The sequence below is a fragment of the Bradyrhizobium sp. TM233 genome, assembly GCF_036247965.1.
Taxonomy (GTDB): domain Bacteria; phylum Pseudomonadota; class Alphaproteobacteria; order Rhizobiales; family Xanthobacteraceae; genus Bradyrhizobium; species Bradyrhizobium ottawaense.
Genome location: NZ_BTIG01000013.1, coordinates 36,605 through 58,359 on the forward strand (window position 1 = coordinate 36,605; position 21,755 = coordinate 58,359).

The 21,755-nt window shown below is 64.6% G+C and carries 21 protein-coding genes; 14 read left to right on the top strand and 7 right to left on the bottom strand.

The window, feature by feature from the left end; all coding sequences use genetic code 11:
* Window positions 1-120 precede the first annotated feature (120 nt).
* Window positions 121-318 (top strand): Trm112 family protein, encoded by a 198-nt coding sequence (locus AABA86_RS24100; protein WP_007598651.1) that lies wholly within the window; start codon window positions 121-123, stop codon window positions 316-318.
* Between the two features lie 207 nt (window positions 319-525).
* Here AABA86_RS24100 and AABA86_RS24105 read toward each other — a convergent pair whose 3' ends face one another.
* The gene (locus AABA86_RS24105; protein ID WP_338308686.1) at window positions 526-1,746 is read right to left on the bottom strand and encodes a ubiquinone biosynthesis hydroxylase; all 1,221 of its coding nucleotides are present in this window, start codon (window positions 1,744-1,746) and stop codon (window positions 526-528) included.
* Window positions 1,747-1,884: 138 nt separating this feature from the next.
* Between AABA86_RS24105 and tesB the strand changes: the two genes are divergently transcribed.
* Window positions 1,885-2,748 (top strand): acyl-CoA thioesterase II, encoded by an 864-nt coding sequence (gene tesB, locus AABA86_RS24110; protein ID WP_338308687.1) that lies wholly within the window; start codon window positions 1,885-1,887, stop codon window positions 2,746-2,748.
* Here the strand turns inward: tesB and AABA86_RS24115 are convergent.
* Window positions 2,745-3,593: a DUF4339 domain-containing protein gene (locus AABA86_RS24115; RefSeq protein ID WP_338308688.1), complete on the bottom strand. Its 849-nt coding sequence runs from the start codon at window positions 3,591-3,593 to the stop codon at window positions 2,745-2,747. The two genes, tesB and AABA86_RS24115, sit on opposite strands and share 4 nt — an antisense overlap.
* A gap of 32 nt (window positions 3,594-3,625) precedes the next feature.
* Window positions 3,626-4,519, bottom strand: coding sequence for a DUF4339 domain-containing protein (locus AABA86_RS24120; protein WP_338308689.1), 894 nt, complete (start codon window positions 4,517-4,519; stop codon window positions 3,626-3,628).
* A gap of 238 nt (window positions 4,520-4,757) precedes the next feature.
* On the opposite strand from AABA86_RS24120, the gene AABA86_RS24125 reads away from it, so the two are divergent.
* The 9 genes from AABA86_RS24125 to xth all read left to right on the top strand — a co-directional run bounded on the left by AABA86_RS24125 (window position 4,758) and on the right by xth (window position 15,182).
* Entirely contained in the window at window positions 4,758-5,096 is a 339-nt protein-coding gene (locus AABA86_RS24125; RefSeq protein ID WP_028176997.1) for a P-II family nitrogen regulator, read from the top strand.
* 131 nt (window positions 5,097-5,227) lie between these two features.
* Window positions 5,228-6,529 (top strand): ammonium transporter, encoded by a 1,302-nt coding sequence (locus tag AABA86_RS24130; RefSeq protein WP_338308690.1) that lies wholly within the window; start codon window positions 5,228-5,230, stop codon window positions 6,527-6,529.
* Window positions 6,530-6,839: 310 nt separating this feature from the next.
* On the top strand, window positions 6,840-7,178 hold the full coding sequence (locus AABA86_RS24135) for a P-II family nitrogen regulator (RefSeq protein WP_008142813.1): 339 nt from the start codon (window positions 6,840-6,842) through the stop codon (window positions 7,176-7,178).
* A gap of 38 nt (window positions 7,179-7,216) precedes the next feature.
* The gene (locus tag AABA86_RS24140) at window positions 7,217-8,665 is read left to right on the top strand and encodes an ammonium transporter (protein ID WP_338308691.1); all 1,449 of its coding nucleotides are present in this window, start codon (window positions 7,217-7,219) and stop codon (window positions 8,663-8,665) included.
* 219 nt (window positions 8,666-8,884) lie between these two features.
* The gene (locus AABA86_RS24145) at window positions 8,885-9,289 is read left to right on the top strand and encodes a GFA family protein (RefSeq protein ID WP_338308692.1); all 405 of its coding nucleotides are present in this window, start codon (window positions 8,885-8,887) and stop codon (window positions 9,287-9,289) included.
* 306 nt (window positions 9,290-9,595) lie between these two features.
* Complete coding sequence (locus tag AABA86_RS24150) at window positions 9,596-10,810, top strand: aminotransferase class I/II-fold pyridoxal phosphate-dependent enzyme (RefSeq protein ID WP_338308693.1); 1,215 nt, start codon at window positions 9,596-9,598, stop codon at window positions 10,808-10,810.
* A gap of 9 nt (window positions 10,811-10,819) precedes the next feature.
* Window positions 10,820-13,300 (top strand): DNA translocase FtsK, encoded by a 2,481-nt coding sequence (locus tag AABA86_RS24155; RefSeq protein ID WP_338308694.1) that lies wholly within the window; start codon window positions 10,820-10,822, stop codon window positions 13,298-13,300.
* A gap of 151 nt (window positions 13,301-13,451) precedes the next feature.
* Window positions 13,452-14,210: an outer membrane lipoprotein carrier protein LolA gene (locus AABA86_RS24160; protein WP_212244103.1), complete on the top strand. Its 759-nt coding sequence runs from the start codon at window positions 13,452-13,454 to the stop codon at window positions 14,208-14,210.
* A 156-nt stretch (window positions 14,211-14,366) separates the two neighbouring features.
* The gene (gene xth, locus AABA86_RS24165) at window positions 14,367-15,182 is read left to right on the top strand and encodes an exodeoxyribonuclease III (RefSeq protein ID WP_338308695.1); all 816 of its coding nucleotides are present in this window, start codon (window positions 14,367-14,369) and stop codon (window positions 15,180-15,182) included.
* 53 nt (window positions 15,183-15,235) lie between these two features.
* Here the strand turns inward: xth and AABA86_RS24170 are convergent, their stop codons facing one another.
* Complete coding sequence (locus AABA86_RS24170; protein WP_018323556.1) at window positions 15,236-15,679, bottom strand: cyclic nucleotide-binding domain-containing protein; 444 nt, start codon at window positions 15,677-15,679, stop codon at window positions 15,236-15,238.
* Window positions 15,680-15,737: 58 nt separating this feature from the next.
* Entirely contained in the window at window positions 15,738-16,424 is a 687-nt protein-coding gene (locus AABA86_RS24175; protein WP_007598630.1) for a response regulator transcription factor, read from the bottom strand.
* Window positions 16,425-16,626: 202 nt separating this feature from the next.
* Here AABA86_RS24175 and AABA86_RS24180 point away from each other — a divergent pair, with 202 nt between their 5' ends.
* Together AABA86_RS24180 and AABA86_RS24185 are read left to right on the top strand one after the other, a co-directional pair.
* A complete protein-coding gene (locus tag AABA86_RS24180; RefSeq protein ID WP_338308696.1) occupies window positions 16,627-17,196 on the top strand; it encodes a L,D-transpeptidase family protein in 570 nt (189 codons plus the stop codon).
* A gap of 5 nt (window positions 17,197-17,201) precedes the next feature.
* Window positions 17,202-17,987, top strand: a complete 786-nt coding sequence (locus AABA86_RS24185; RefSeq protein ID WP_338308697.1) for a 2-keto-4-pentenoate hydratase — start codon at window positions 17,202-17,204, stop codon at window positions 17,985-17,987.
* Window positions 17,988-18,157: 170 nt separating this feature from the next.
* On the opposite strand, the gene AABA86_RS24190 is transcribed toward AABA86_RS24185, so the two are convergent.
* Window positions 18,158-18,847 (bottom strand): YggS family pyridoxal phosphate-dependent enzyme, encoded by a 690-nt coding sequence (locus AABA86_RS24190; protein ID WP_338308698.1) that lies wholly within the window; start codon window positions 18,845-18,847, stop codon window positions 18,158-18,160.
* A 108-nt stretch (window positions 18,848-18,955) separates the two neighbouring features.
* Here AABA86_RS24190 and AABA86_RS24195 point away from each other — a divergent pair, with 108 nt between their 5' ends.
* Window positions 18,956-20,653: a diguanylate cyclase domain-containing protein gene (locus tag AABA86_RS24195; RefSeq protein ID WP_212243252.1), complete on the top strand. Its 1,698-nt coding sequence runs from the start codon at window positions 18,956-18,958 to the stop codon at window positions 20,651-20,653.
* Window positions 20,654-20,698: 45 nt separating this feature from the next.
* Here AABA86_RS24195 and AABA86_RS24200 read toward each other — a convergent pair whose 3' ends face one another.
* Window positions 20,699-21,745 carry a GGDEF domain-containing protein gene (locus AABA86_RS24200; RefSeq protein WP_338308770.1) on the bottom strand — a complete coding sequence of 349 codons (1,047 nt, stop codon included), beginning with the start codon at window positions 21,743-21,745 and terminating at the stop codon, window positions 20,699-20,701.
* Window positions 21,746-21,755 lie beyond the last annotated feature (10 nt).

Here is a 21,755-nt window from a genome sequence, read left to right on the forward strand (position 1 = left end):
CTAATTTTGACGCGTTTTGTTTATGCGAACCGGTACCCACTTCGCTGGAAAACGCTTTGGCAGCCGCGATGGGCGGGCGCGGATTTCTGTGCTAGAGGCAACCGATTGCCGGAGACTCCAATGAACGCGCCCACCGAACGTCCCGAAGCCAGCGTCGATCCCAAATTGCTGGAGATTCTGGTCTGCCCGCTGACCAAGGGCCCGCTCGAGTTCGATTCTGCAAAGCAGGAGCTGATCTCGCGCAGCGCCAAGCTGGCTTATCCCATCCGTGACGGCATCCCGATCATGCTGCCGGAAGAAGCGCGCAAGATCGATTGAGAACGGGGCGGGTAGGCCGTTGTTGCGCGATGACCGCGCAACACACTCGGGGTCGTCCTCGCGAACGCGGGGACCCCATAACCACAGAAAGCGGTTGCGGAGCGAAGTGACAACTCCGAGTCTTCGCCAAACCACTCCCTGTGGTTATGGGTCCCGGATCTGCGCTTCGCTTGTCCGGGACGACAGCGGAGATTAGCGCCAGCGCCCTTACAACGCCTCGCCCTTCAGCAGCCGCGGCACCTCGCCCGTGAGCCCGGCGGCTTGGCGGATGAAGAGGTTCTTCAGCGGCGGAGCGCGGTCGACGAGGCCGAGGCCGATGTCGCGGACGGTGCGCAGCAGCGTCGACTGGTTGGAGAACAGGAAGTTCAGCGAGTTGGTGGCAACGCCCATCGCCATGGTGTCGAAGCGGCGCCAGCGCTGGTAGCGCTCGAGCACGTCGGCCGCGCCGAGATCCATGCCGAGCCGCGCGGCATCGACGACGACTTCGGCCAGCGCGGCGACATCCTTCAGCCCCATGTTGAGGCCCTGGCCCGCAATGGGGTGGATGACGTGTGCGGCATCGCCGACCAGCGCGAGGCGGGTGGCGATGAACGAGCGCGCGACGAAATAGGACAGCGGAAACGCGCGCGGCTTGTCGAGCGCCTTCACCTCGCCGAGATGCAGACCGAAGCGCTGCTCGAGCTCGGCGTGAAACTCTTCGTCGCTGAGAGCAATGATGCGCGCGGCCTCGGCCCGGCGCTCGGTCCACACCAGCGACGAGCGCTTTCCCGAGAGCGGCAGGATCGCGAACGGGCCCGCCGGCAGAAAATGTTCTTCGGCGCGGCCCTCGTGATCGCGCTCATGGCCGACCGTGACGACGATGCCGGACTGGTCATACTCCCAGCCATGGGTGGCGATGCCGGCGCGCTCGCGCAGCTTTGACTTCGCACCATCGGCGGCAACCAGCAGGCTGGCCGCGATGACGCTGCCGTCCCCGAGCGTCACGTCGATGCCCTCGGCGCGCGCATCGTAGGATGCGACCGTGGTGGCGCGCAGATCGATGCCCTCGGCCTCGGCACGCACCACCAGCGCATCGATCAGGCGGCGGTTCTCGACCATATGCGCGAAGGGCTCGCCCGGCGCGACATCGCCGGCAAAATTGAGGAAGACTGGACGGGTGGCATCCTCCAGCTTGGAATCGGTGACGACCATGTCGAGGATCGGCTGCGCTTCGCCCCTGACGTCGTCCCAGGCGCCGATCGCCTCGAACAGGCGGCGGCAGGCGGCCACGATCGCGGTGGCGCGGGGGTCGCGGCTCGGCCGGGTGGCGAGCGCGGGGTCGGCGACGATGACGGGAATCTCGGGCCCGAGCCCCTGTCGCAGCGCCAGGGCCAACGCAAGCCCTGCAAACGCGCCGCCCCCAATGACAATGCTACCCTGTACCGACATACCCAAATTCCCGGTCAAATCCTGGTCTTGCTAGCAGACTTGAGGTGGGCGAAACAGTGCGGTGAAACAAGGGCGGAACTGCCCCATTGTGTCATTCCGGAGCATCCGCTTGGGAATGACGGCGAGAAAGCTCACTCCATGTCCAAAAGCCTGATCGACCTCATATCGATCCTCGACCTCGAGCAACTCGAGGTGAATCTGTTCCGCGGCAACAGCCCGAAGACCAGCTGGCAACGGGTGTTCGGCGGCCAGGTGATCGGGCAGGCGATGGTTGCGGCCTGCCGCACGGTCGAGGGCCGGCTGCCGCATTCGCTGCACTGCTATTTCATCCTGCCGGGCGACCCGCAGATCCCGATCATCTACCAGGTCGAACGCCTGCGCGACGGCAAGAGCTATTCGACCCGCCGCGTCACCGCGATCCAGCACGGCAACGCGATCTTCTCGATCATGGTGTCGTTCCACGCCGAAGAGGAGAGTGCGTTCGACCATCAGGACAAGATGCCCGACGTGCCGCCGCCGGAGAAGCTCACGGCGGAGGAGGTGGCGAAGCAGCCGATGTTCAAGGAGATGCCGGAGTTCATCCGCCGCTACTATGAATCCGATCGTCCGATCGAGCTGCGCCCGGTCGAGCTCGGCCGCTATTTCGGCCAGAAGATTGACGACGGCCGCATTCACGTCTGGATCAAGACCGCCGCGAAGCTGCCCGATGATCCAGCGCTGCACATGTGCGCGCTCGCCTACGCCTCGGACTTCTCGCTGCTGGATGCGATCATGGCGCGCTATGGCCGCACGCTGTTCGACAAGCGCATGATGCCCGCCAGCCTCGACCATGCGATGTGGTTTCATCGCCCGTTCCGCGCCGACGAATGGCTGCTCTACGCACAGGATTCGCCGAGCGCGCGCGGCGGCCGCGGCCTGACCCGCGGCTCGATCTTCAAGCCCGACGGCACGCTGGTCGCCTCCGTCGCGCAGGAAGGCTCGGTGCGCGAGCGCAAATCCTAGGCCATTGCCCTCGCGCGCTCGACGAGCTCGAATTGCGCCATGGTCCACGTGAAGTACCAGCGCAGCAGCCACGGAATCGGAATGATTAGAAGGCAGCCGAAACCGAATGCGAGGGTTCGCCACAGCAGCTGAAGGCCCGTGCCGACGAATATCATCTCGCGCCGCGTTCCCGCGATGTTTCGGCAAATCCAGCGCATCCATGCGGCCATGACCCAGGCCCAGCCGATGATCGTGAACATGGCGAGAAACATCAGGAGCTGCCAGCCGATGAAGGCCCAGGGGCTGCCGTCGAACGTCATCGGAATCGGCTGACCGTTCGAGCTGAGATTGGCAACCACCCAGCGCATGACCATCCAGGACAAGAAGGCCTGGAGCGGAATCGCCGCAAGCTGAAAGAGGTCGTGGACGAGACCTGCATAGCCCGCCAGCGCCAGCGCGACGAAGACGTACCAGATATCGCCGACCTGGCCGGTGAAGCTGATGTTCGGCCGCTGCGGAACGTGGACGCGCGGAAAGAGCCAGCGGTAGTAGCCGGTGGCGATCCAGGGAGCCGGCACCACGACGGCGTTGCCGACCACCAGCAGGATGCACCATCCCAGGAACGACCACAGCGGCAGGTCGACCGACAGCCGGCCTCGCGCGTCGCCGCTCGAAGCCACCGCCGGTGATGCGCCGGGCACGAGACCGGGGACCGCGCCGGCCTTCTGCCAGCCGGTCATCCCCTCGGCCCAGACCAGCGTATCCGATCGCACGATTCCCCGCACGATCAGATCGCGAAACTGCGCCTCCGGAAACGGACCCTTCTGCTGGCCTTCAGATGCGTGAAACCAGATTCGATTGGACATCTTGGCTGCTCGCTACCGAAAGCCAGCAGCCGTTACATGCGCGACTGCGCGCCCCGCGGAGCGAGCTCGGTCTGCGACGCGAACCAGTTCATGATCCAGCGATACACCCACGGAATCGGGATGATCAGGCTGCACAGGATGGCGGCGACGATGCCGCGCCAGAGGATGTCGAGACCGCTGCCCTTGAACACGATCTCGCGCCGCGTGCCTTCGATGCTGCGGCAGAACCAGCGCATCTGGGCCGCGGCAACCCAGGCCCAACCGATGATGGTGATGATGGAGATCGCAAACAGCAGGTTCCAGCCGACATAGGCCCAGACCGAACCGGTAAAGCTGAGACCGAGCGGCTGCCCGTTGGAAGCAAGGTTTGCGATCATCCATTTGATCAGCAGCCAGTAGAGCACGATCTGGACGATGAACAGCAGATTGGAGAGCAGCTGGCTGCCGACGAAGCCGAGCGCGATCGCCAGAACGATGAAGCCGAAGAACCAGGGCACCAGCGTCATCGCGTTGCCGGTGAAGCTGAGATTGGGCCGTCCGGGAACCTTGATGCAGGGCACGATCCATTTCGTGTACCAGACGAACAGCCACGGCACCGGGATGACGAAGCAGGAGCCGATCACGAGCACGAGCGTGCGCCAGGTGAACTCGAGAATGCTGAAATCGACCGACAGCGACCCTCCGCCTCCGCCGCCGGCATAGCCACCCGAGCCCATCATCGGCGGGCCGCCGGCCGGGATCATCGGGGGCGCACCGCCGCCGCCGATCAGGCCGGGGATTTCGACAGCCTTCTGCCAGCCGGCCATGCCCTCGGACCAAACCAGCGTATCCGGGCGCACGACGCCCTGGGCGACGAGATCGCGGAATTGCCCTTCCGGAAAGGGCCCCTGCTGCTTGCCCTCGGATGCGTAGAACCAACTCGCCATGAAGCGTCCCCCTCAAACATACGTTTGTACCGGCCGGGACGCTTGGGTTCACCGCATCCATGCCAAAAATGCATTGTGAAGGATGAACGGCTGCCCTGTACAGAGGCGGCCGTTCACATGGCCAGACGTTTTTCCGCTTCAGTCTGCAACTTTTTTATGCCATTTGCCCGGAAAGATGCCAGATTGACGCTGCGCCGGGGACATACGGCGCGGCGCATCCCGGGGAATAGGCCTGACCATGAAACTCGTCGTCGCGATCATCAAACCCTTCAAGCTCGATGAGGTCCGCCAGGCCCTGACGGCGATCGGCGTCCACGGCATGACCGTGACCGAGGTGAAGGGTTATGGCCGGCAGAAGGGCCACACCGAGATCTATCGCGGCGCCGAATATGTCGTGAACTTCCTGCCGAAGCTGCGCATCGAGATCGCGGTCGCCTCCGACGTCGCCGACAAGGCGGTCAGCGTGATCACTGCGACCGCGCGCACCGGGCAGATCGGCGACGGCAAGATCTTCGTCACGCCGATCGACCACGCGCTGCGCATCCGCACCGGCGAAACCGACAGCGACGCGCTCTAGATTATTTTGACGCGTTTTCCCGGCGCGAACCGGTATCCGCTTCGCTCGAAAACGCCCTGATACATCTTCTTCGATCGCGCCGGGCAAAGACGCCACAGCGTGCGACGTATTTCTATGCTGGGGGGAACGACATGGCGGGATATTTGCGCCGCGCAGCTGCCATGGCTGCGCCGATCGGACTTGTGTCGGTCATGGCTTCGCCGGCGCGCGCCGCGGCCTCCGAGATCAACACCGCCGACACCGCCTGGATGATCGTCGCCACCGCGCTGGTGCTGATGATGACGATCCCGGGGCTCGCGCTGTTCTATTCCGGCATGGTGCGCAAGAAGAACGTGCTCGCCACCATGGCGCAAAGCCTCGCCGCGGTGACGATCATCTCCATTCTCTGGGTCGCGTTCGGCTATTCGCTGTGCTTCGTCGGCGACGGCCCGTGGATCGGCACGCTCGACCGCTGGTTTCTCGTCGGCATGACCATGGACAGTGTCAATCCGGCCGCGAAGACCATCCCGGAATCGCTGTTCATGCTGTACCAGATGACGTTTGCCATCATCACGGTGGCGCTGGTCGCGGGCTCGGTCGCCGACCGGATGCGGTTCTCCGCCTATCTCCTGTTCTCCGTCGCCTGGTTCATCTTCGTCTACATTCCGCTGGCGCATTGGGTGTGGGGCGGCGGCTTCCTCAACAGCATGGGCGTCTTGGATTTCGCCGGCGGCCTCGTGGTGCATCTGTCGGCCGGCACCGCTGGCCTCGTCGCCGCCAAGGTGATGGGGCGCCGTCACGGCTACGGCTCCGAAAATCTCTCGCCGTTCGATCTTTCGCTCGCGGTGATGGGCACCGGCCTGTTGTGGGTCGGCTGGTTCGGCTTCAACGGCGGCTCGGCGGGCGCGGCCAATTCACGCGCGGTGATGGCGATCATCGCCACCCATCTTGCCGCCTGCGCCGGTGCGCTGACCTGGGGCGCGATCGAATGGTCGACACGGCGCAAGCCCTCCGTGCTCGGCATGATCTCCGGCGCGGTGGCCGGGCTCGGCACCATCACGCCGGCCTCCGGATTCGTGGCGCCCTGGCACGGTATCGTCATCGGCATCATTGCCGGTGCGGTTTGCTATTGGGCCTGCACCTGGCTGAAGCACCGCTTCAACTATGACGACTCCCTCGACGTGTTCGGCGTCCACGGCATCGGCGGGCTGACCGGGACCCTGCTCGCCGGCGTGTTCGCAACCAGCGCCATCGGCGGCACCGCCGGCCTGCTGGAGGGTCACCCGCAGCAGCTCCTGATCCAGTTCTATGGCGTCGCCGTCACCTTCGTCTGGTCGGCCGGCGTGAGCTTCATCCTGCTCAAGCTGGTCGGCCTGTTCGTGCCCTTGCGCGTATCCCATGAGCACGAGCTCGAGGGGCTCGATATTTCGCAGCACGGCGAAGCCCTGCAATAAGCGGCGGCGCTACTTAATTACCTCTGAGCTGCCCGACGCATGAGCAATATTGTGTCGGTAGCCTGTCATGCTCGCATTTTGAGCAGTCCTGACCACGTTTTGGGCGCGACGGAATAGCGCACTGCACCGCAATACCCGTCCGCCGCGAAAACCCCCGTTTTCATAGTCCGTTAGGCAACGCGCCCGATCTGGCACGGCATTTGATTCTAAGGGTCCTGGCTGTGCCCGCGTAGTGAACTTTCTCCCTCGTGGCGAACCAGTCGAGAACGCCCGGCCACGTCCGGACCGGGCCCAAGCGGGGATAGGACCCATGAAAATTGTTATGGCGATTATCAAGCCATTCAAGCTGGAAGAAGTCCGTGACGCCCTGACCGCCATCGGCGTTCACGGTCTCACGGTGACGGAAGTCAAGGGATATGGCCGCCAGAAGGGCCATACGGAAATCTATCGCGGCGCCGAATATGCCGTGAGCTTCCTGCCCAAGATCAAGATCGAGGTCGCTGTCGCCTCCGACCAGGTCGACAAGACCATCGACGCCATCACGTCCGCCGCGAAAACCGGACAGATCGGCGACGGCAAGATCTTCGTCATCAACCTCGACCACGCGGTGCGCATCCGCACCGGCGAGGCCGATGCCGCGGCCCTTTGATTTCGCGCTCAACCTTTATCCAATCAGGAGTGAATAATATGACGTTCAAGCGTCCCTATGGCGCGGGATTGGCGGCTCTCGCAGTCGGCCTGTTCGCTGCGACCGCAGCCTACGCCGAGCCAACGGTCAACAAGGGAGACAACGCCTGGATGCTGACATCGACAGTGCTGGTGCTGTTGATGACGATCCCCGGCCTCGCGCTGTTCTACGGCGGTCTCGTCCGCTCCAAGAACATGCTCTCCGTCCTGATGCAGGTGTTCTACACCGTCTGCGTCGTCACCGTGATCTGGGCCGTGTACGGCTACAGCCTCACCTTCACCGGCGGTTCCGACTTCATCGGCGGCTTCTCCAAGGCCTTCATGATGGGCGTCACCACCGATACGAAGGCCGCGACCTTCTCGGTCGACGCCAACATCTCGGAGCTCATCTATGTGTGCTTCCAGATGACCTTCGCGGCGATCACGCCCGCCCTCATCGTCGGTGCCTTCGCCGAGCGCATGAAGTTCTCGGCGATCGCTCTGTTCATCCCGCTCTGGGTCACGCTGATCTACTTCCCGATCGCGCACATGGTCTGGTACTGGCAGGGTCCGGACCTGATCCAGGATGCGGCCAAGGCGCTCGCAGCCGCCACTGACGCGGCGGCCAAGACCGCGGCCGAGGCCAAGCTCGCCGAGATCAAGGCCGACGCAGGCTGGATCTTCAAGAAGGACGCGATCGACTTCGCAGGCGGCACCGTGGTGCACATCAACGCCGGCATCGCAGGTCTCGTCGGCGCTCTCCTGATCGGCAAGCGCGTCGGCTACGGCAAGGAGCTGATGGCTCCGCACTCGCTGACCATGTCGATGATCGGCGCCTCGCTGCTCTGGGTCGGCTGGTTCGGCTTCAACGCCGGCTCCAACCTGGAAGCCAACGGCGGCGCTGCGCTCGCCATGACCAACTCCTTCGTCGCCACCGCAGCCGCCGCGCTGTCGTGGATGTTCGCGGAGTGGATCATCAAGGGTCATCCGTCGGTGCTGGGCGTCATCTCCGGCGCGGTCGCTGGCCTCGTGGCGGTCACCCCTGCGGCCGGCTACTCCGGCGTCATGGGCGCGATCGTCCTCGGTCTCATCGTCGGCGTGGTCTGCCTGTTCTTCTGTACCGTCGTGAAGAACGCGCTCGGCTACGATGACAGCCTCGACGTGTTCGGCGTGCACTGCATCGGCGGCATCGTCGGCGCTCTCGGCACCGGCATCCTCGTCAACCCGGCTCTGGGTGGCGCTGGCGTCATGGACTACACCGCGATCCCGCCGAAGGTCGGCGACTACGACTTCGCGGCGCAGATGATCGCCCAGCTCTGGGGCGTCTGCACCACGCTGGTGTGGTCGGGCATCGGTTCGGCGATCCTCTACAAGGTCGTCGACGTGATCGTTGGCCTGCGGACCAACGTCGAGAGCGAGCGTGAAGGCCTCGACATCACCGAGCACACCGAGCGCGCCTACAACATGTAAGTCTCCTCCCGGGCGCGGTCTCCCCGGAGATCGCGCTCAGAACTACGGTTCGGGCACATACCCGGCAATGCCCTGACCGTTGAGGGGCTCCAGCGCAAGTTGGAGCCCCTTTCTTTTTGGCAGCGTTCTTTTCGATTTCGCAGTGAAGAAAAAGATTGCCATTCCGCACTGGCGGCGCAGAAATATCGACCACAAGAAACAATAATCGGGGAGGTCGTCATGCGTTTGGAAGGCGGATGCTATTGCTGCGAAGTGCGTTACGTGGCCGAAGGCGACCCGATGATGCAGGCCCAGTGCCATTGCCGCGAGTGCCAGTACATCTCGGGCGGCGCGCCCAACACCTTCATCGCGATGCCGGTGGCCGGCTTCAGCTACATCCTGGGGCAGCCCAAGCAGTTCACCCGCAAGGATCTCGAACGCGCCGTCACGCGCGAATTTTGCGCCGAGTGCGGCACCCATCTGGTGACCATGGTTCCGGGCCTGCCGGCGGTGGTCGTGAAGGTCGGCACACTGGACGAGCCAAAGCAATTCCAGCCGCAGATGGCGATCTACACCTGCGACATGCAGGACTTTCATGCGATCCCCGCGGGCATGGCGACGTTCGAGAGGCTGCCGGGGCGCTGAAGCCCCGATGACGGTGCGCTCCTTCCCCGGCATGCGGGGAGGGTCGGGGACAGGGTGTCTCCACCGCGGGGTTCCCCAAAAGGAGAGAGCCCTCACCCGCAACGTTCTTCGAGCGCGCTGACCTCTCCAGCAAGCGGGAGAGGTGAGAACCATCCCGTTGTTATCCGGCTTCATTATTCCTGCTCTGGACGGAGGCGGCGGCCGATGGTTAATCGCGTCTTAACCTCGCCCTATCTATGGTGAACTGAACCGCTTCCCGCCGGTGCCTTCGCGCGACCGGCTGTTCCAAGAGTGCTGGCGCCCAGAATGGTCATGACCGCTTCATCCCGTGCGCCGCAGGCCAGTGGAAGCTCCGCTCCCGAACGCTCGCCCTTCGTCCGGCTGAATGAGCTGCTGGCGCCGCATCAACCCGGCAAGCCCTTGATTTCGCTCGCCGTCGGTGAGCCTCAGCATCCCGTGCCTGATTTCGTCGGCCCGGTGCTGGCCAAGCACATCGCCGATTTCGGCCGTTACCCGATGAACCAGGGCACCGAGCCGTTCCGCCAAGCCGCGAGCACCTGGCTATCATCGCGCTTCAAGCTGCCGCGGCCGCTCGACCCCAAAAGCGAGATTCTCGTCCTCAATGGCAGCCGCGAAGGGCTGTTCCTCGCCGCGATCGCAGCAGCGCGCTATGTCGGCCCGCGCCCCGGCAAACCCGCCATCCTGATGCCGAATCCGTTTTATCCGGTCTACGGTGCTGGCGCCGGTGCCGCAGCCTGCGAGCCGGTCTATCTGCCGACCACCGTCGAAAACGGCTTCCTGCCTGACCTCGATGCCATCGACGAGGCGACGCTGGCGCGCACGGTGGCGTTCTATCTGGCCTCGCCCGCCAATCCGCAGGGCTCGGTCGCCTCGCGCGACTACTTCACGCGCTTGAAGAGCCTCGCCGATCGCCACGGCTTCATGATCCTCAGCGACGAGTGCTATTCGGAGATCTATACCCGCGAAGCGCCAGGCAGTGCGCTCGAATGCGCTGGCCCCGATTTCACCCGCGTGGCCGCGTTCCAGTCACTGTCGAAGCGCTCGAACCTTCCGGGCCTGCGCGTCGGCTTCGCCGCCGGCGACAAGAAATTCATCGGCATGTTCCTGGAGCTGCGCAACATCGCCGCGCCGCAGGTGCCAGTGCCGCTCCAGCATGTCGCGACCTTTGCCTACGGCGACGAAGCGCATGTCGAGGAGAACCGCAGGCTCTACCGGATCAAGTTCGATCTCGCCGACCAGATCATCGGTAACCGCTACGGCTATCGTCGGCCCGACGCCGGCTTCTGCGTCTGGCTCAACACGTCCGAGATCGGCGACGACGTGTCGGTGTGTCTGAAATTGTTCAAGGAAGCAGGCGTGCGCGTGGTGCCCGGCAGCTTCTTGGCACGGCAACAGCCCGACGGCTTCAATCCCGGTGCAGGCTACATTCGCCTGGCGCTGGTGCAGGATGGCGAGACCACGGCGCAGGCATTGCACCGGCTGGTCGAGACTCTGGGTTAGGCGGGGCCCATGAGCATGTCGGCAATCGAACGTGTCATTCCACTGGTCGGCCATCTGCCGCTCTCGATTCGCGAGGGGCTGGCACGGCGCGTGCGCGAGCTCACCGGCTTCGGCCTGATCGCGTTGTCGGGCGTTGCCTCGGCAGCGCTGACGACCTGGTCGGTGCAGGACCCCAGCCTGAGCCACGCCACCTCAAGGCCGATCCGCAACATTCTCGGCTACGCCGGCGCGATCGGCGCCGACCTTGCGATGCAGATCCTCGGGCTCGGCGCCATCATGCTGGTCCTGACCGTCGCAGTCTGGGGCTGGCGGATGATGACCCATCGCGCGTTCGACCGCGAAGCGCTGCGGCTCGGCTGCTGGATTCTCTGCACCGTGATCGCGGCGGGCTTCGTCAGCTGCTGGCCGCATGGCGGCGCATGGCCGCTGCCGACGGGCCTCGGCGGCGTGGTCGGCGATGCGCTGGTCCGCGCGCCCGCAGTGATTTTCGGGCCGGCCGGCACGATCTATCGCATCGTGCTGGGCACGATCCTGTTCGCCGCGATGGCCGCGACCTTCCTGATCGCATGCGGTCTTGGCGCCCGCGAGCACGACGACGAGCTGGCGCAGATCGAGGATGACGACAAGCCGCTCGACGAGGACGAGGAGAACGATCGGGGCTCGGTGTCGCTGGGCTGGTTGTTCCATGCGCTGATGAGCACGAAGGCGCGGCTGATCTGGCTGTGTGGCGCCGCTTACCGCTCGCTGGTCTCGAGCGGCCCGAAGACCAAGGCCGTCGCGTTCAGCCGCCAGGAGCCGAATCTCGGCGGCGGCGGCCGCGCCGCGCCCTCGATCTCGCCGCAGGCCGAAGACGAGGACGACGAGGACCAGCACGAGGAAGAGGAAGAAGACGAGGAGGAAGAGGAGGAGCCCGCCGCTCGCGCCCCGCGCAAGAAGGCTGCCCCGAAGGCTGCTGCCAAGAAATCCTCCGACAAGTTCGAGCTTCCGTCCGTCTCCGTGCTTGCCGCGCCCAAGGCCGGCGATCGCCAGCCGCTCAGCAAAGCCGAGCTCGAAGCCAATTCGCGCTCGCTCGAAGGCGTGCTGCAGGACTTCGGCGTGCGCGGCGAAATCGTCAAAGCCAATCCGGGCCCCGTGGTTACGCTGTACGAGCTGGAGCCGGCGCCAGGCATCAAATCGTCGCGCGTGATCGGACTTGCCGACGACATCGCCCGGTCGATGAGTGCGCTGTCGGCGCGCGTCGCCGTCGTGCCCGGCCGCAACGCCATCGGCATCGAGCTGCCGAACGCACATCGCGAAAAGGTCTATTTGCGCGAGCTGCTGATCGCGAAGGAAGCCACCGAGACGGTGGCGAAGCTGCCGCTCTGCCTCGGCAAGACCATCGGCGGCGACCCCGTCATCATCGACCTCGCGCGCACGCCGCACATGCTGATCGCCGGCACCACCGGCTCCGGCAAATCGGTCGCCATCAACACCATGATCCTCAGCCTGGTCTACCGGCTGCGCCCGGACCAGTGCCGCCTGATCATGGTCGATCCGAAGATGCTCGAGCTCTCCGTTTATGACGGCATTCCCCATCTGCTCACGCCGGTCGTGACCGACCCGAAGAAGGCGGTGGTCGCGCTGAAATGGGCCGTGCGCGAGATGGAAGAGCGCTACAAGAACATGGCCAAGCTCGGTGTGCGCAACATCGACGGCTACAACACGCGCCTGCTCGAATTGAAAGCCAAGGGCGAAGAGCCGACGCGCACCGTTCACACCGGCTTCGACAAGGAGACCGGCAAGGCGATCTACGAGGAAGAGAAGCTCTCGCTCGACCCACTGCCCTACATCGTCATCATCGTCGACGAAATGGCCGACCTGATGATGGTCGCCGGCAAGGACATCGAAGGCGCGGTGCAGCGCCTCGCGCAGATGGCGCGCGCCGCCGGCCTGCACGTGATCCTCGCGACGCAGCGTCCGTCGGTCGACGTCATCACCGGCACCATCAAGGCGAACTTCCCGACCCGCATCGCTTTCCAGGTCACCTCCAAGATCGACAGCCGCACCATTTTGGGCGAGATGGGCGCCGAGCAGCTGCTCGGCCAGGGCGACATGCTCTACATGGCCGGTGGCGGCCGCATCAGCCGTGTGCACGGACCTTTCGCCTCCGACGAGGAAGTCGAGAAGGTGGTGCGTCACCTCAAGACGCAGGGCCAGCCGGAATATCTCGAGGCCGTCACGGCCGAAGAGCCCACCGAGGACGAGGACGGCGCGGTGTTCGACGCCACCGGCATGGGCGGCGACGGCGGCGGCGACCTCTTCCAGCAGGCGGTTGCGATCGTCAAACGCGACCGCAAGGCCTCGACCAGCTACATCCAGCGCCGCCTGCAGATCGGCTATAACCGCGCCGCATCCTTGATGGAGCGCATGGAACTGGAAGGCATCGTCGGACCCGCCAACCACGCCGGCAAGCGCGAGATTCTGGTCGAGGAAGAAGACAGCCATATGTGAGGCAGCCGCCTCCAGACATCATTTCACGCGAAATCGTTATCTGCTTTTGCCCGAAATCACGCTAAAAGACGCCCAGCCACGTTAGGACGACGCGTTGATCAGACATCCGGACATTCGATTTGCTGCCACCGTCGCTGCGCGAAGCGCGCGCGTGGCCGGCGTGCTGCTCGTCACCGCCGCGATGGTGACGGCGTCGTCGTTCGCGCAGACCGTGCCCGTGCCGAAACCCGCGCCGAAGGGCCGCGATGGTGCTCAAACCGGAGGTGGCGGGCCCGCTGTCACCGGCGCAACGCAGACACCGCCGAATCCGGTGATCCCGGATCCCCGCCGCAACGTGCCGAGCAGCATCTTCCAGACCTTCGATGCCAACCAGAAGGCGCAGGCGGCCAAGGTCAGTGCCTATCTGTCGTCGCTGTCGACGCTGGTCGGGAATTTCGTCCAGGTCGGCCCCGACGGCAGCAAGACGCAGGGCGATTTCTACATCCAGAAACCTGGCAAGGTGCGCTTCGAATACGACGCGCCGAGCCCGATCGACATCGTCGCCGACGGATCCTCGCTGGTGGTGCGCGACCGCAAGCTCGCGACCCAGGACGTCTATCCGCTGTCGCAGACGCCGCTGCGTTTCCTGCTGTCGGATCGCATCGACCTGATGAAGGACACCAATGTCGTCAACGTCTCGGCCGACGACGTCTTCGTCAGCGTCACCATCGAGGAGAAGCAGGCGCTGGTCGGCACCAGCCGCCTGCTGCTGATGTTCGGCGCCAAGGACGGCCAGTTGAAACAGTGGACCGTCACCGATCCGCAGGGCTACGACACCACGATCGCGGTCTACAATCTGGACTCGAGCAAGAAGCTCGATCCCGGCATGTTCAAGATCGATTTCACCAATTACGGCCCGGCGCCGGGTTGACGGCGCGTAGGGTGGGTTAGCGCAGCGTAACCCACCAACTTCCACTTCCGCTGAAATAGACCGTGGTGGGTTACGCCTTCGGCTAACCCACCCTACGAATTCGGCCCTGTGGACAAGCATTTTCCCCGCGCCAATCCATGCTAAGACGCATCCCCCATGCGTTTTTCCCTGACAACCTGGAACATCAATTCGGTGCGACTGCGCATCGATCTGGTCGCGAAATTCCTCAAGAGCGCGCGGCCTGACGTGCTGTGCCTGCAGGAGACCAAGTGCATCGACGATGCCTTTCCGCTGAAGCGCTTCAAGCGGCTCGGCTATGAGCACGTCGCGCTGAACGGGCAGAAGGGCTATCACGGCGTTGCCATCGTCTCGAAGATCCCATTCGAATCCACGGACATCCGCACCTTCTGCGACAAGGTGGATTCGCGTCATATCTCGGTATCGTTCGGCGAGAAGGCCAATATCGCCAAGCCGTTGGTGATACATAATTTCTACGTGCCCGCCGGCGGCGACATTCCCGATCCCGCGCTGAACGAGAAGTTCGATCACAAGCTTCGCTTCCTCGACGAGATGAAGGCGTGCGAGCCGCTGCATCCACGCGGCGAGGATCGCCACATCCTGGTTGGCGATCTCAACGTCGCCCCGCACGAGAACGACGTGTGGTCGCACAAGCAGCTTCTGAAGGTGGTCTCGCACACGCCGATCGAAACCGAAAAGCTGCAGGCCGCGCTGGCCGCGGGCGAATGGGTCGACGTCGCGCGCGATCGGATTCCGATGTCGGAGAAAGTCTACACCTGGTGGAGCTACCGCTCCGCCGACTGGACCGTCGGCGACCGCGGCCGCCGGCTCGATCACATCTGGGTCTCGCGCGCGTTGAAGGATGCGGTCAGCGATTTCAGGATTCTGCGCGATGCGCGGAGCTGGGAGCGGCCGTCGGACCACGTGCCTGTCACGGTGACGCTGGAGGTGTGAGCCCCGCCGTCGTTCCGGGCGCGACGAAGTCGCGCGCCCGGAATGACAGGAAGCTACGACGTCAGCTTCGCACCCGCCATCAGGATATCGCTGGCAATCTGGCTGGAGCGGACCGCGAACTCGTCGCGCAGCCGAACCGCTGCGGCCGGATCGCTTTCGAGCACGCGCTGAAACAGGCTGCGTGCGACGCGGATGACGGAGGAGTGCTCCAGCGCGATCGCGCTCGACGGCCGCTTCATCGGCACCACCAGCGCAAGCTCGCCGATCAACGCGCCGGGACCTGCGATCATCTCGGCGCCGGCGCCGTCATCGACCCGGAAGGCGCCGCGCTGGACCACGAAGCCGGCATCGGCGTCATCGCCAAGATTGAAAAGGGTGTCGCCGCGGACGAAATTGCGCTGCTCGGAGCCGATCGCCAGCATGCGCAACGAGGCATCTCCCAACAGGCGCAATGTCGGGACACGCTCGAGAAGCGCTACGTCGTCGTCGATTGACATTCAGATCCGAGGCTCAAAGGCATGCGATCTAAAACGATTCGCACGCCTTTCGAGCGTATCACGGCACCAGCTTGTAGCCACCGGCTTCCGTGACCAGGATTTCCGGGTTGGCGGCATCCTTCTCGATCTTCTGACGGAGGCGGTAGATGTGGGTTTCCAGCGTGTGGGTGGTAACGCCGGAATTATAGCCCCAGACCTCCTGGAGCAGGGTCTCGCGCGAGACCGGCATCTGGCCGGCGCGGTAGAGGAAGCGGAGGATGGCGGTCTCCTTCTCCGTCAGCCGCACCTTGCGCGCATTGGCGGCGGTGAGCATCTTGGAGCCGGGCCGGAAGGAGTAGGGGCCGACCGAGAACACCGCGTCCTCGCTGGCCTCGTGCTGGCGCAGCTGGGCGCGGATGCGGGCCAGCAGGACGGCGAAACGAAAGGGCTTTGCCACATAGTCGTTGGCGCCGGATTCGAGCCCCAAAATCGTATCGGAATCGGTGTCGTGCCCGGTCAGCATGATGATCGGAGCCTTGAAGCCGCCCTTGCGCAAGGAGCGGACCACTTCGCGGCCGTCGGTGTCGGGCAGGCCGACGTCCATCAGGACGAGATCGGGAGCATTGGCCTTGGCAGCGCTCGCGCCTTTGGCGCCGGTATCGACCGCGGAGGCTTCGAATTCTTCGTGTAGCGATAATTGCTCCACCAACGTATCGCGCAGATCGGTATCGTCATCCACGATCAGGATCTTGCGGGCATTGGCCATAGGGGGTCATCCTTTTGGGGTCCGACTCGGCGCGCATCCATGCTGCACCCAGCCGTGAGGGAAGTTTAGGGGTCGCTGTTGTTATTGTTGTTCGTGTTGAAGTAGTGGGCTGTTACCGATTCACAAGCCGGAAGCACTCTAACTCAGAATAGCAGGCCGGTTTGATGAATGTCCTGTAATGAATTCGACATTGCACGTTCACATGAAAAATAAAGCAGCTTCAGTTGGTTACACCAAGAACCGGAGCGCCGGACCGCTCTCCGCGATCCGCGTTAAGCCTGCGGCCGGGAATCCGCGCCGGGGCTGGCTGACGGCGGGATCGCTGACGCTACCGGTCGCGCTGGGGCGCGGCGGCATCCTGGCCAACAAGCGCGAGGGCGACGGCGGTACGCCCAGGGGCAGCTTCCACCCCAGGCGCTTGTGGTGGCGGGGCGACCGGCACAGCCGTCCGCGGAGCTTCCTGCCGGCCCGGACCATCACCGGAGAGGACGCCTGGTGCGAGGACCCCAGGGATCGCCATTACAACCAGGGAATCCGGCTCGACGAGGGGCAGGGCGGCGACCGGCTCAAGCGTGCCGACCATCTCTATGACTTCATCATCGAAATCGACCACAACACGCGGCCGCGGATCGCCGGCCGCGGCAGCGCGGTATTTTTGCACCTGGCCCGCGACAATTTCGGCCCGACGGCGGGCTGCGTCTCCATGACGAAATCTGCGATGCTGCAATTGCTGCGACGGCTGGGACCAAGAACAAGAATCATCATCGGGTGAGGCACATGCTCGACAAGGATCAGACCGCCGCCGCCTCGCGCGTCCTCTTTCAACATTGGCGCGACGGCACCAAGCTCGACGCGCTGGAGCCGCGGCTGCGGCCACAGAGCCGCACTGAGGGCTACGCCATCCAGGCCGGCCTCGAAACATTGTCGCGTGGAAAATTGTTCGGCTGGAAGATCGCGGCCACGAGCGTCTCCGGGCAGAAGCACATCAACGTCACGGGTCCGCTGGCCGGTCGCATCATGAGCGACACCGTGATCGCCGACGGCGGGACTGCGTCGATGAAGGGCAACGAGATGCGCGTCGGCGAACCTGAATTCGCCTTCCGCATGGGACGCGATCTGCCGCCGCGTGCAACGCCCTACACTGTCGACGAGGTGCTCGCCGCCGTCGACAGTTTCCATCCTGCGATCGAGATTCCGGATTCGCGCTTTGCCGATTTCGCCGGAGCGGGCGAGGCGCAGCTGATCGCCGACAATGCCTGCGCGCATCTGTTCGTGCTGGGCGCGGCGACGACCGCGAACTGGCGTGCGATGGATCTCGTCGAGGAGCGGCCACAGATCACGCTGCGCGGCGAGCGCTATGTCGGCCACGGCAAGAACGTGCTCGGCGATCCCCGCGCCGCGCTCGCCTGGCTTGCCAATGAGCTGCGCAGCCTCGGACTGACCTTGCGGGCAGGGGAGGTGGTGACCACAGGCACGTGCCATCCGCCGCTGCCGATCGAGGCCGGCGATCATTTCGCGGTGGACTTTGGGATGTTGGGGAAAGTGTCGGTGGGGTTCGTGTAGGCCCGGCCCACTCCGCTGTTATTGCGAGGGCAGCGCTTCGCTGCTCGTGCCCCGGACGCAGCGCAGCGCCCTTGGCGGTGCGCTGCAGAGCCGGGCCCATTTCGCCGCACTGTACGGTGTTGCCCTGGGTCCCGGCTCGAGGCAATCCAGACTGCCCCCGCCGACAGCAATCACCTATGCCCGAAGATCGCACTGCCCACACGGACATGGGTGGCACCCAGCATGATGGCGTTGGCGAAATCCGCGCTCATGCCCATCGAGAGATTCGTCAATCCATTACGCGCGGCGATCTTGGCGGTCAGCGCGAAATGCGCCGCCGGCGGCTCGTCGACCGGCGGAATGCACATCAATCCGGAGATCGTCAGTCCATAGGTGTCGCGGCAGCTGGCGAGGAAGGCGTCGGCCTCTCCGGGCGCGATGCCGGCCTTCTGCGGCTCCTCGCCGGTGTTGATCTGGACGAAGAGTTGCGGGTGCTTGTTCTGGGATTCGATTTCCTTGGCTAACGCCTGGCAAATGCTGGGACGGTCGACCGAATGGATCGCATCGAACAGCGCGACCGCCTCTTTCGCCTTGTTGGACTGCAGCGGTCCGATCAGATGCAGCGCGATGCCCGAGTAAACAGACGTTAACGCAGGCCACTTGCCTTTGGCCTCTTGCACCCGATTCTCGCCGAATACGCGCTGTCCGGCGTCGATAACCGGGGTAATTGCATCCGCGGCGAAAGTCTTGGACACCGCGATCAGCGTCACGGAGGCGCGATCGCGTCGCGCATCCTTGCAGGCGCGGGCGATTTCGGCTTCGACCGCGGCGAGCGCGTTTGGTGAATGGCCGGTTACCGGCCCATCGTTTTCATCTGTCATGACGTCGATTGATTAAGGTCGTAACCTGGGTAAGTCCAATTTTACCGAGTTCAAGAAAGAGTTTTTGAACCCTTCGCTTTACCTTGGCCGACGGGGTGGGTAGCGAAGATGGCAAGCGTCAGTCTCAACCGCAAACGAGCGAAACTCAAGCAGGTTCTCGGAATCCGGGCGCGCCTTGCGCTGCTCGCGGTGATTCTGGTGGCGCCCTTGATGCTCGAGCGCATCCGTTCGCTCGAAGACACCCGCACCCGGCAGATCGCGCAGGCCACCGTTGAATTCACCACCGTCGCGCGGCACAGCGCCGATGCGCAGCGCGAGGTGATCTCGTCGGTCGAGACCATCCTGAAATCAGAGGCCTTCATTCGCGCCTCCGCCGGCGGCGTCAGCAAGAGCTGCGACGTGCTGCGCGCAAGCCTGCCGTCGAACCTGCCCTGGATCCGCACGCTTTTGATCGCGGGCGTAGACGGGCGCATCCAGTGCGCGACGAACAACATGTATGTCGGCCTCGACCTGAGCGACCGGCCCTACTTTCAGCAGGCCCAAACCAGCGGCCGTTTCGTGCTGAGCGATTTCATCCTGTCGCGGCCCGTGGCGACGCCGACCGTGATGGCGGTTTATCCGGTGTCCGCCTTCAGCGGCGTATCCGATGCCGTCGTCCTTGCCACGGTCAATCTCGACTGGATGTCGAAGGTCATGAGCAATCTGGGCGGCCGCGCCGGCATCACCGCCGTGCTGGTCGACAGCGCAGGCACCGTGCTGGCCGCTCCGGCCGATCAGCACAGCGCGGTCGGCCGTCCGCTCGACAACATGCCGCTGATGTCGGCGATCGCCGACAGGGCGCTGCGTTCCGACCAGGATGAAGGCTCACTGTCTTTCCTCGCCGCCGACGGCTCGCGCCGCGCGGTCAGCTACATCCGCATCTCCGGCACCAACGCCCGCCTGATCGCCAGCATCGACGAAGACAAGGTGTCCGCGGCGGTCAACCGCGACATCCGCACCGCCTATCTCCAGCTCGCCTTCGTCGTCGTGTTCGTCCTGCTCGGCGCGCTGATTGCCGCCGAAAAGCTCGTCATCAAGCCGATCGAGATGCTCGTCGACATGGCCAAGCGTCTCGGCGAGGGCGATCTGTCGGCCCGCGCGGCGCGCAATCGCCTGCCGGCCGAGTTCGTGCCGCTGGCCCGCGCGTTCAACGCGATGGCGGCGCAGCTGAGCCAGCGCGAGCGCGAGCTGATCGCGAGCAACGACCGGCTGACGGTGATGGCCTCGATCGACATGCTGTCGGGGCTCGCCAACCGGCGCGGCTTCCAGAGCCGGCTCGACTTCGAGTGGATGCGCGCGCAGCAATATGGCAGCGACCTCGCGCTGCTGATGATCGACGTCGACCATTTCAAGCTGTTCAACGACACCTATGGTCATCTCGAAGGCGATTCCTGCCTGACCAGGCTCGGCGAGTCGCTGTCCGGCATCGCCGCCGACACGATGGGCTTTGCGGCGCGCTATGGCGGCGAGGAATTCTGCCTGCTGCTGCCGAACACCGATGTGAACCGCGCCGTGGAAATCGGCGAGCTGGCCCGCGCGGCCGTGCTGAAGCTGTGCCTGCCGCACATCACCTCAGCCCACATGATCGTCACCGTCTCGATCGGCGTTGCCGCAGCGAAGCCCAACGAGGCCTTGCGTCCCGGCGACCTGATCGAAGCCGCCGACGCCGCGCTCTACGCCGCAAAACACCGCGGCCGCAACAATGTGGTCGAGCACGGCGTGCAGGCGATCGAGACCGGCGCCGCCGAAATGATGATGGCTGGCTGATCGTCAGCCAAGGCCAACGTCGTCGTCACCACGCCCCGCAACAGGCTACCCCACGGCCCCCGCGCGATCGAGCTCGGTCTCCGTCACCACGCGATTGCGGCCGCTGCCCTTGGCAAGATAGAGCGCGCGGTCGCAGCGCTCGATGAGATCGGTGATCGCTTCGCCGGCCCGGTACTGCGCCACGCCGATCGACACGCTGATGCTGGGCAGGACCTCGCCGGTCGAGCGGCGGGTGATCGTACACTCGGCGAGCGCGTGCCTGATGCGCTCGGCGATCTCGGCACAGGTGGCGAGATCGGCATCCGGCAGCACCGCGATCAGCTCCTCGCCGCCATAGCGGGCCGGCAGATCCTGCTCGCGAACCTTTTCGCGCAGCACCTTCGCCATCAGGCGCAGCACCTGGTCGCCGACGCCGTGGCCGAAATTGTCGTTGAAAGTCTTGAAGTGGTCGATGTCGAGCATCAGCACGCTGAGCGGCTCGCCCCATGCCGCGGTCGCCAGCGCCTTGCGCAGGAATTCGTCGAGCGCCCGCCGGTTTGCGAGACCCGTCAGCGTGTCGGTCCGGGCGCGCTCCTCGGACCTCGATAGCGAATCGCGGATCACGTCGAGCTCGCGGGTCTTTTCCGCAAAGCCTGCTTCCAGCCGTGTCGCCCGTGTGGCGGCCCGCGCCAGCTCGTTCATGAGCTGGGCAACCAGCGCCTTCGGATCGACGCCGGCCTTGCCCTGGTCCGCCACCTCGCTGATGACCTGCATTTGCGAATGATTGTCGGCGATCGCGGTCGCCAGAAACTCCTTCGCGGCCCCCATGAGCGCCTGCAGCCGCTCGGACGTGTCGACCACGGCGGCACTGACCTGGGGCGCAACATAGGTCTTGAACAGGTCCTGATTGGTTCGGGCGTCGAAGGGACGATTGTGGTCGATCAGGAGATCGATCGCATTGCGCAGATCGTCATGGCCGCCCGCGAAATACAGGAACCAGACGGCAAAATTGGCCGGGGTCGGCGCAATCCGCTGTTCGGCCATGCTCCGCATCGCCCGTCCGGCGATGGACGCGGCATAGTCGTAATCGGGCTCGTCGAAGCTGGAATCCATCGCACTCATG